Below are 9,334 nucleotides of genomic sequence, written 5' to 3' on the forward strand. Positions count from 1 at the left end.
GGCGCGTCCGGCCAGGGCCTGGGCGCCGGCCTGGGTCATGTGCACGCCGTCGCGGGCGCGCAGGGTGGCCCCGCCCTCCACGTCGTCCTTGGAGAAGACGAAGCTGCCGTCGGGGGCCGAAAAGAGCTGCCAGGTGTCCACGTAGTGGCAGTCGGGCAGGGAGGCCAGAGTCTTGCGCACCAGGGCGTTGATGTGGCGCAGGTCGCCCGAAAGCGCGCCGTCGGCCATGACGGGAGCGCCCATCCAGAAGATGACGGCCTGCGGGTTGTGCCGCCGGGCGATCGTCACCATGCGGCGTACGCGGGCGGCGTAGTCCCTGTCCCACTGGGGCGTGCCGTAGGTGATCTGGGAGCCGTCGGGCTGGCGCAGATGCTTGTTGTCGTTGGCGCCGATCATGATGGCCACCGCGTCGGGCCGGTAGCGGCGGGCCACGTCTTCCATGTGGCGGTCCCAGTCGAAGAAGTCGGGCCGGGCCAGCCCGGAGGAGACCTTGCCCAGGCGGACAAAGGCCAGCCCGGGCTTCTCCGCGAGGCTTTTCTCCAGCTCGGAGGCCAGGCTGATGGAGAGCGAATCGCCCACCACGGCCAGGCACTGGACGTGGCGCAGGGGCGCGCGGGGCGCGAAGAGGTCCTTGGGGGAGAGGTTGGGCCGTTCCAGCAGGGCGTACGCCTGGGACTTGCGGCCGGCCTTGGCGAGGGCGGAGCCTTCGCCGCCGATCCCCGCGCAGCCGCTCACGAAGAGGAGGGCCAGGGCGAGGAGGATTCTGCGGGTCGTGGTCGATGAACGCATAACTGCTCCGTTTGGCCCCAGAACGGGGTCGCCGTCAAGGGGCGGGAGCGCTCAGCGGACCTGTACGCCCTCGCGTCCGGCGGCCTGGGCCACCTCTTTCTGGCCCTTGGGCTTGAGGTCCACGTCCTCTCCGGCCTCCTTGAGGAAGGCCCGCACAATGATGTCGCCCCCGGCCGGGGCGAAGTGGATCTTGTCGCCCTCGCGCACGCGCACGCGCTGGCCGGCCGCATCGCGCAGGTGCTGGGCGTATTCGCCCTCGGGACCGGCCAGGAGGGTCCATGTGTCCAGGTAGTGGCCGTGGGCCGAGGCCTGGCAGGCCGCGCGCAGGATGGCGTTGAGGGCGCGGCTTTTGGCCGAGAGGTCCGGATCTCCCATGACGGGCATGCCGATCCAGTAGTGGCGCACGCCGCGCTCGTCCAGCAGGGCCAGCATCCGGGCCAGGCGCGCCTCGTAGACCTGGCGGCGCTTGTCGGACACGGCCGTGGGCTGGGAGGCGTCGGTCTCCAGGGAGAGGTACTTGGCGTCGTTGGCCCCCATCATGAAGACCACGAGCTTGGGGTCGTACTCGGCCAGGAACTGGCGGGTGGCCTGCTCCCAGTTGTAGTATTGGGGGTTCTGCAGGCCGCTGGCCACCTTGCCCTTGGCGATCATGGTCAGGCCGTCGAAGCCCTTGAGCACGCGCTCCATGCTCACGGCCAGGGCGACGGCCAGGGAGTCCCCGGCCACCAGCACGTTGAAGGGCGGAACGAGCTTGGGTTGGGCCGGTCGCTGCCCCTCGGCCTGGCGGACCGCACCGGGTTGGGCGGCGTGGGGGGGGGCCGGAGGGGCGGCCTCGCCGGGGCCTCCGGGCGCGAGGGCCGCCTCCGGAGCCGGGGCGGGTTCGCCCTCGGCGGTCCGGGCCTCGGGGTCCGGAGCGGCGGCGTGGGCCGGAGCCGGGAAGAGGGAGTCGTCCGCAGCCAGCAGGGCGCGGTCGCAACGGTAGGTGTTCTTGTAGGTGCCCTCGAAGAGCCCGGAGGTGGAGCAGTCCAGGGCCAGGCCCAGGCGCTCCAGGCCCAGGGCGCGGTGCACGTCCCCGCCCAGGCGCGCGGCGTCGGCCACTGCGGCTGGGGGCAAGCCCTCGAAGAGTCCGGAGAGCCAGGGGGCCACCCGGTCGAACTGCGCGAATAGCCCCACGGCCAGGGCCAGGGCGTATGTGCACACGATGCGTCCACCCTTCATGGGCGTTGGTCCTCGTCGGTTGGCGTCAGAAGGAGAAGTAAATGAACGGCAGCATGCCGTCGGGCCCCATGCGAACGATCAAGGCTCCCAGGAGGCCCAGGGCCGCCGCCTGCGCGGGCGCGGGCAGCATGGCCAGGGGCCTGGGGCAGGTGCGCAGCCAGTCCAGGCGCAGGGCCTGGTAGGCGATGACGCCCAGCGTCACCACTGCCAGGGTGGCCGTGGGTCCCTGGCCGGAGCCGTCCAGGGAGGCGATGCGTCCGAGCACGCGCGCGGCGGTGTCGAAATCCGGCGCGGCGAAGAACACCCAGGCCAGGGTGACGAAGGCGAAGGTGCCCGCCCAGCAGGCCGCATCGGCCAGACGCCGCCCGGCGGGCGTGCGCGGCGCGGGCAGCCTGCCCGAGAGGGCGTGGGTGGCCACGAGGCCCCCGCCGTGCAGCAGACCCCAGGCCAGGAAGTTGAGCCCCGCGCCGTGCCAGAGCCCGCCCAGGCCCATGGTGACCAGCAGGTTCAGGTTGCGCCGCGCCGGGGCGCAGCGGCTGCCGCCCAGGGGGATGTAGAGGTAGTCGCGCAGCCAGGTGGAGAGGCTCAGGTGCCAGCCCTGCCAGAACTCGCGGAGGTTGCGCGCCTTGTAGGGCTGGTTGAAGTTGTCGGGCGCGCGCAGCCCCAGGAGCCCGGCCAGGCCCTGGGCCAGGTCGGAGTAGCCGGAGAAGTCGCAGTAGATCTGGGCGCTGTAGGCCAGCACGCCCAGGAGCGCCCCCAGGCTGGAGAAGTGCTCGGGGCCGCTGAAAAGCTGGCGCGTGGCGTGCTCTGAGAGGTAGCTCGAGAGGGCCACCTTCTTGAAGAGACCCAGCACGATGAGCCAGAAGGCCTGGGAGGCGTCGGTCCAGGCGGGCGCGTCGGAGCGCAGCTGAGGGATGAAGTCCCTTGCGCGCAGGATGGGGCCCGAGAGCAGCGTGGGGAAAAAGGCCATGAACAGGAACACGTCCAGGGCGGAGCGCTGCGCCTCCTCGGGGCGGCGGTACACGTCCATGACGTAGCCCACGCCCTGGAAGGTGAAGAACGAGATGCCCACGGGCAGGGCCAGGGAGAGCTCCGGCAGAAGGCCCGTCAGCTCCGTGGCCAGGTTCCAGTATTTGAAGACGCACAGCTCGCCCAGCACCAGGGCCAGGTAGCCCGTGAGGATGCCCGTGCGCGCCCTGCCCTGCCAGGGACCGGCCAGGGCAAGGCCCGCCCACCACGTGAGAAGGCTCACGCCGACCAGCAGCGCGGCGAAGCCCGCGTGGAACCCGGCGTAGAAGACGTAGGACGCCGCGAGCAGGAGGAACCTGAACGCCCCGGGACGTGTCCGGACAGCCCAGGCCAGGGCCAGGACGGCCAGGAAGAAGACGGCGAACTCGACGCTAAGGAGTTGCATGGCGGCCGGTGGCGAAAGACATGATGCGATCCTGGCGGACGGGCTTGACGGAGCCCCTTGGCTGTTACACTCTCCGGGCGCCCGGACAAACCGGGCGGGACGCGACACGAACTGCTTCGGCAACGATTCCGGACTGTTGACCGGGCCGCTGGGAGGGTCGACACCGTGGAATCGCCGCGTGCGCCCATCATATCCCTCGCCCTGAAAAAGGCAACCGCCACGTGCCCTGCGCGTGACCCGGAGGTTACACCGTGGAAGAACTTTTGCGCGAACTTCTCGCCGTCAACAAAGAAATCCTCCAGGAAATCAGAATGATGCGCCAGGGCATCCCGCTGCAGAAAGAAACCGTCGCCGTGCAGGCGGAGCCCGCCCCCCGGCACGCCGAGCCGCCCCAGGCCAGCCGCTTCGAGGACCCCCAGGCCCCCGCCTTCGAAGAAGCCCAGCGCCCCAAGGGCGCGCCCCCGCGCCTGACTCCCAGCGATCTGGAGGACATCGGCAACTCGCTCCTGGACGGCCTCAAGAAACGCAACCGCGACAAGTCCAACGCCTTCAGCGAATTCGAGAAGCGCCACAAGAACTGGTAGTTTTTTCGTGGGCGCGGCCGCGCGCATTCCAGCCGGAGACGACGGGACGGCGAGACGCCGGAACCTCGGGAACGCCGTGCAGACGGACCGGGGGGAGGCGGCGCATTGCCGGGTCGACGGGGACGACGAGTCGACGAGTTGGCAGGAACGGCGGGACGGCGGGAACGGCGGGACGACGGGAACGACGGAAACGGCGGGGCGACGCGGCGGGCCGGATCAGTACGGCTGGCGCGCCACTCCGCGCACCATCTCCACGATCTCGGGGTCGGGCGTGAAGGGATTCTCCGCCATGGGCGGGATGGGCAGGGTGAGCCCCGCCGCGAAGGGCGTGGCCAGGAGCAGCTCGTCCACGGCGTGGGCCAGGAGCACCTCCAGCGAGAGCACGTCGGCGGCGTTGTAGGCCAGGAGCGTCTCCAGCACCCTCGGGTCCCCCGTGCGCTCCCACAGCCGCCACAGGAGCACGGCGCTCCAGCCGTCCACGCCGTCGAGCTCTCTGCGCGAGATGCCGTAGCGCTTCTCGCAGGCCTTGAGCCCCCCGGCCTGCCCCAGGCCGCGCAGCACGAAGCGCAGGTCCACGTGGGCGCGCGGGCAGCGCACGCCCAGCACCCGCTCCAGCACCGGCACGTCGAAGCACTTGCCGTTGAAGGTCACCAGCACCTTCACCCGGGAGAGGTCCCGCTCCAGGGCGTCCATGTCGCGGCCGTGCACGTAGCTGGTCAGGCGGCCCTGGTGCAGCAGGGCCACGGCCGTGACCACGGGCTCTCGCTCGCCGTCGGTTTCGATGTCCAGGTAGCCCGCGTGGGGCAGGAAATGGGGGAAAAGCCGCCAGGAGTTGGCTGTGCGCAGACGCGCGGCGAACCAGTCGGCGTCCTGGGCCTCCAGGGCCTCCCGGGAGCGGCGGACCCCCTCGCGCAGGATCTCCGCCTTGCCCGGGCTCACCGGGAGTTCGCCTCCCGAAAGCACGTCGTCCCAGGAGCGGACGCCCGCGTTCCAGAGCCCGGCCTCGCTCTTGGGGCCGACGCCGGGCAGGTGGCAGAAGGTGCGGCCCAGCATCGGCCAGGAACCCGGAGGCTAGGCCTTGGTCTTCTCGGACTGGCTCACGGTGGAGGCGGCCTGTCCCTGCTGGGACTCGATCTTGTCGGGGGTGATGTCCTTGTCGTTCATGGCGCTCTTGAATTCCTTGATGCTCTTGCCCAGGTCGCGCCCGAGGTTGCCCAGGCGGCCCGGCCCGAAGAGCAGCAGAACGATTGCCAAAACCACGATCCAGTGCCAAATCGAGAACGCGCCCATGTGCATCTCCTCGCGCCGAAGCGCCCTTGGTTTGCCGTGCGGGGAACCTAAGCTCCCCCCCGGCCTTTGGCAACCCCAAAACGTCACGGAGCCGAGCCCCCATGTGCGGACGTTTCGCCCTGGGCATCCCCCGCCGCCTCGTGCGCGAGCGCTTCCTGCTCCCGGAGATGCCCGAGGCTCCGGAGCGCTTCAACATCGCCCCGGGCCAGCTGGTGGAGGCCGTCACCGCCTCCCCTGCCGGGCGCGCCGCCGGGCTCTACCGCTGGGGGCTCGTGCCCTTCTGGGCCAGGGACGCCTCCATGGCCCACAAGCTCATCAACGCCCGCGCCGAGACCGCCGCCCTGAAGCCCGCCTTCCGGGCCGCCCTGCGCCACCGCCGCTGCCTGGTCCCGGCCCAGGGCTTCTACGAATGGAGCGGCCCGCCCGGGCGCAGGCAGCCCTGGTTCTTCACCCGCCCGGACGGGCAGCCCCTGGCCCTGGCCGGGCTCTGGGAACACTGCGAGCTGCCCGGCGGCGAACACCTGCTCACCCTGGCCCTGCTCACCTGCGCGGCCAACGCCCTCGTCGCCCCCGTGCACCACCGCATGCCCGCGCTCCTGGAGCCCTCAGACGACGCCATCTGGCTGGACCCAGCACTCCAGGACCCGCGAGACGTCGAACACATCCTGGCCCCGCGCGACTGGCCCGGCATGATCCGGCGGCGCGTGAGCCCCCGCGTCAACGCCGCATCCGCCGAGGGGCCGGACCTCCTCGCGCCCTGGGAGCCGGAGGGGTCGCTCCTTGACCCCTGAGCCCCCGCGCGACCGGGCGCGCTTCTGGACCGACCCGGACCTGGACGGGCTGGAATGCCTCCACGCTACCTACGTGGAGCACCGCTTCGCCACCCACGCCCACGAGGAGTTCGTCATCGGGGTGATCCAGTCCGGAGCCCAGGGCGTGCGCTACCGGGGCGGCAATCTGGTGATGCCCGAGCGCACCGCCTGCGTCATGAACCCCCAGGAGCCGCACACCGGCCACGCCGCCATGGAGCAGGGCTGGAGCTACCGCGTGGTCTACCCGCACCCCCGCGTGCTGGCCGCCGTGGCCTCCGACCTGGCCGGACGCCCCGTGGACGCCCCCTTTTTCCCCAGCCTCGTGCACCACGACGACGTGGTCACCCGACGCCTGCTGGCCCTGCACGCCGCCCTGGACTCCGGCTGCGCCACGCCCCTGGCCCGCCAGGCCCTGCTCGCCTCGGCCCTTGCCGCGCTCATCACCCGCCACGGCGCGCCGCGCGCCGCCGTGCGGCCCTTCGCTCCCCACCGTCCAGGAGTGGACCGCGCCCGCCAACTGCTCCACGCCTGCCCCGAACAGGCCGTGACCCTGGAGGAATTGGCCTCCGTGGCGGGGCTCAGCCCCTGGCACTTCGCGCGCTCCTTCACGGCCCAGGTGGGCATGCCGCCCCACGTCTACCAGCTCGCCCGGCGCATCGGCCAGGCAAAGCGCCTCCTGGCCGAGGGGGAGCCCATCGCCCAGGTGGCCGCCGCCACGGGCTTCGCGGACCAGAGCCACCTGACCAACCGCTTCAAGGCCGTGGTGGGCGTCACGCCTGGCGCGTTCCGGCAAAAGAGCAAGAACCTGCAAGACCGCGATCCCGTACCGAAGGCAGAATCCCCCTGAAACCGATCAGGAGGATTCGTCATGACCGCTCCGCTCTCTTTCGCGCGCGTTCCGTATGCCTGGCTGGCCGTGCTGGGCCTGCTCTGGGGGGCCAATTTCCCGCTCATGAAGGCCGCCCTGACCGCCCTGGAGCCCTCCCAGGCCGTCTGGCTGCGCCTGGCCTTCGGCGCGGCGGCCCTGGCCCCCTTCCTGGCCCCGGCCCTGGCCGCCGTGCGCCGGCGGCCCGCCCTCCTGGGGCACTCCTGCGTCATGGCCCTTTCGGCCAACGTGCTCACGTTCCACTGCTTCATGCAGGGCACGCGCCTGCTCGACGCGGGCACGGCCGGTGTGCTCTCGGGCTCGGTGCCGCTCCTCACCGCCCTGCTGGCCGCCGCAGCCCTGCCCCGGGAGCGCCTGACCCGCGCCGCCCTGGCCGGGCTTGGCGTCTCCTTCCTGGGGCTCGTCTGCGTGCTGGCCCCCTGGAACGGCACGCCGCGCGGCTCGCTTGCCGGGGCCGGCTTCATGCTGGCCGGGGCCTGCGGCTACGCCGTGGCCTTCGTGTACGCCCGGCGATTCCTCGTCCAGCCCGGCGTCACGGCCCTTTCCCTGGCCGCGCTCCAGATGCTTCTGGCCACGCTCTTCTATGCGCCGCTGGCCCGCTGGGAGGGCATGGCGCGCGTGGCGGATTCCTGGGAGCTGCTGGCCTGCGTGGCCGTGGGGTTGGGGGCCGTGGGCTCGGGCGCGGCCTATGTGGTCTACTACGGGCTGATCGGAGCCGTGGGCGCGGTGCGGGCCTCGGCCGTCTCCTACCTGCCCCCGGTGGCGGCGCTCCTCATGGGCTGGGCCTTCCTGGGCGAGACGCCGGGCCTCGCCCGGCTGGCCGGGGCCGCCCTGGTGCTGGGCGGCATCCGGACCCTGCGGAGGAACTAGAGGTCAGGGATTGGCGGGCAGATCCTTCAAAAAGGCCTCCACCACGGGCAGCATGCGCCGCACGATCTCCTCCACCCCGCGCGCGTTGGGGTGCAGGCCGTCGGGGAGGTTGAGCGTGGGGTCGCCCGCAACGCCCTCCAGGAAGAACGGATAGAACGCGAGCCCCTGCGCGCGGGCGAGATCCGCGAACACCGCCGCGAACTCGTCACCGTAGCGCTTCCCCATGCCCAGGAGCGCGCGCATGCCCGCCAGCAGCACCGGCACGCCCGCCTTGCGGCACTCCGCCAGGATGCGCTCCAGGTTGGCGCGCACCAGGGCCGGGTCGAACCCGCGCAGGCCGTCGTTGGCGCCAAGCTCCACGATCAGCGCGTCCGGCCGCGCGGCCAGCGCCGCGCCAACCCGGGCCACGCCGCCCGCCGTGGTGTCGCCCGAGACGCCGAAATTCACCACCTCCACGTCGTGGCCGCGCGCGCGCAGCTCCCGCTGCAACACCGCCGGGAACGACTCCGACGGGCCCAGCCCGAATCCCGCCGTCAGGCTGTCGCCCAGCGCCACCACGCGCAACGTCCGCGCCTGGACCGCTTCCGCCATGAGTCCCCCCAGGAACACCGCCAACACCAGGGCCACCCGGCCCAAAATCCCGTGCGCCACGTTGCCATCCCCGCGTCGCCCATGCCATGATGGACCCATGGACAACGACATGATCGTCCTCGAAGACGTGCACATGACCCTACAAAGCCAGGCAGGACCGGTCAACATCCTGCGCGGCGCGCGCCTGCGCGCCCGGACGGGCGAGCGCCTCGCCGTGGTTGGCCCCTCCGGCGCGGGCAAGACCACCCTGCTCATGCTCATGGCCGGGCTCGAACGCGCCACCTCCGGGCTGGTCCAGGTGGCCGGGCAGGACCTTACGCCCCTCGACGAAGACCAACTCGCCGCCTTCCGTCTGCGCAACGTGGGCATCGTCTTCCAGAGCTTCCACCTGGCCCCCTCCATGACCGCCCTGGAAAACGCCGCCCTGCCCCTGGAATTCGCCCGCGACCCCCAAGCCATGGACCGCGCCCGGCAGGCGTTGGCCCGCGTGGGACTCGTCAACCGCGCCGCGCACTACCCCGCCCAGCTCTCCGGCGGCGAACAGCAGCGCGTCGCCCTGGCACGCGCCCTGGCCGCCGGGCCACGCCTGATCCTGGCCGACGAACCCACAGGAAACCTCGACCACGCCACGGGGCTCAAGGTGGTCGACATGCTTTTCGACCTCGTGGGCCAATCCGGCGCGACCCTCGTGCTCGTCACCCACGACCAGGCTCTCGCAGCGCGCTGCGACCGCGTGGCCCGCATGGAGGACGGCGTCATCCAGGACCAGCCGTGACCCCCCTCTCCATCGACCCGCCCGCCGGCTCCCGGCGCTTCAACCCCACGCGCATCCTGCTCATGGCCGCCGTGGTCCTCTGCACGCTCTGGGCCTTCAACTGGC

At 71.7% G+C, this 9,334-nt stretch carries 11 protein-coding genes; 5 read left to right on the forward strand and 6 right to left on the reverse strand.

Annotated features, from left to right (window positions below):
* The 3 genes from ACV4UX_RS15005 to ACV4UX_RS15015 form a co-directional block, all read right to left on the reverse strand.
* Positions 1 to 789, reverse strand: a 789-nt coding sequence (locus tag ACV4UX_RS15005) for an SGNH/GDSL hydrolase family protein (protein ID WP_491594090.1), incomplete at its 3' end; no start/stop codon positions are given.
* A 51-nt stretch (positions 790 to 840) separates the two neighbouring features.
* Positions 841 to 2,007 carry a DUF459 domain-containing protein gene (locus ACV4UX_RS15010; RefSeq protein ID WP_491594091.1) on the reverse strand — a complete coding sequence of 389 codons (1,167 nt, stop codon included), beginning with the start codon at positions 2,005 to 2,007 and terminating at the stop codon, positions 841 to 843.
* Positions 2,008 to 2,032: 25 nt separating this feature from the next.
* On the reverse strand, positions 2,033 to 3,421 hold the full coding sequence (locus ACV4UX_RS15015; RefSeq protein WP_491594092.1) for an MBOAT family O-acyltransferase: 1,389 nt from the start codon (positions 3,419 to 3,421) through the stop codon (positions 2,033 to 2,035).
* Between the two features lie 251 nt (positions 3,422 to 3,672).
* Here ACV4UX_RS15015 and ACV4UX_RS15020 point away from each other — a divergent pair, with 251 nt between their 5' ends.
* Entirely contained in the window at positions 3,673 to 4,005 is a 333-nt protein-coding gene (locus ACV4UX_RS15020) for a hypothetical protein (protein ID WP_491594093.1), read from the forward strand.
* 216 nt (positions 4,006 to 4,221) lie between these two features.
* Here ACV4UX_RS15020 and ACV4UX_RS15025 read toward each other — a convergent pair whose 3' ends face one another.
* Positions 4,222 to 5,058, reverse strand: a complete 837-nt coding sequence (locus ACV4UX_RS15025) for a ribonuclease H-like domain-containing protein (RefSeq protein WP_491594094.1) — start codon at positions 5,056 to 5,058, stop codon at positions 4,222 to 4,224.
* Positions 5,059 to 5,076: 18 nt separating this feature from the next.
* Positions 5,077 to 5,295: a Sec-independent protein translocase subunit TatA gene (locus ACV4UX_RS15030; RefSeq protein WP_491594095.1), complete on the reverse strand. Its 219-nt coding sequence runs from the start codon at positions 5,293 to 5,295 to the stop codon at positions 5,077 to 5,079.
* A gap of 101 nt (positions 5,296 to 5,396) precedes the next feature.
* Here ACV4UX_RS15030 and ACV4UX_RS15035 point away from each other — a divergent pair, with 101 nt between their 5' ends.
* Genes ACV4UX_RS15035 through ACV4UX_RS15045 form a run of 3 tightly spaced genes read left to right on the forward strand, consistent with a single transcriptional unit; the run spans position 5,397 to position 7,863 of the window.
* Positions 5,397 to 6,086, forward strand: a complete 690-nt coding sequence (locus ACV4UX_RS15035; protein ID WP_491594096.1) for an SOS response-associated peptidase — start codon at positions 5,397 to 5,399, stop codon at positions 6,084 to 6,086.
* Positions 6,076 to 6,954, forward strand: a complete 879-nt coding sequence (locus tag ACV4UX_RS15040) for an AraC family ligand binding domain-containing protein (protein WP_491594097.1) — start codon at positions 6,076 to 6,078, stop codon at positions 6,952 to 6,954. The genes ACV4UX_RS15035 and ACV4UX_RS15040 overlap by 11 nt, the downstream gene beginning before the upstream one ends.
* Before the next feature lie 21 nt (positions 6,955 to 6,975).
* Positions 6,976 to 7,863, forward strand: a complete 888-nt coding sequence (locus ACV4UX_RS15045) for a DMT family transporter (RefSeq protein ID WP_491594098.1) — start codon at positions 6,976 to 6,978, stop codon at positions 7,861 to 7,863.
* A gap of 3 nt (positions 7,864 to 7,866) precedes the next feature.
* Here the strand turns inward: ACV4UX_RS15045 and ACV4UX_RS15050 are convergent, their stop codons facing one another.
* Complete coding sequence (locus tag ACV4UX_RS15050; protein WP_491594099.1) at positions 7,867 to 8,514, reverse strand: arylesterase; 648 nt, start codon at positions 8,512 to 8,514, stop codon at positions 7,867 to 7,869.
* A gap of 37 nt (positions 8,515 to 8,551) precedes the next feature.
* Here ACV4UX_RS15050 and ACV4UX_RS15055 point away from each other — a divergent pair, with 37 nt between their 5' ends.
* Positions 8,552 to 9,229 (forward strand): ABC transporter ATP-binding protein, encoded by a 678-nt coding sequence (locus ACV4UX_RS15055; RefSeq protein WP_491594100.1) that lies wholly within the window; start codon positions 8,552 to 8,554, stop codon positions 9,227 to 9,229.
* Positions 9,230 to 9,334: the final 105 nt, after the last annotated feature.

It is taken from the genome of Fundidesulfovibrio sp. (assembly GCF_058402725.1).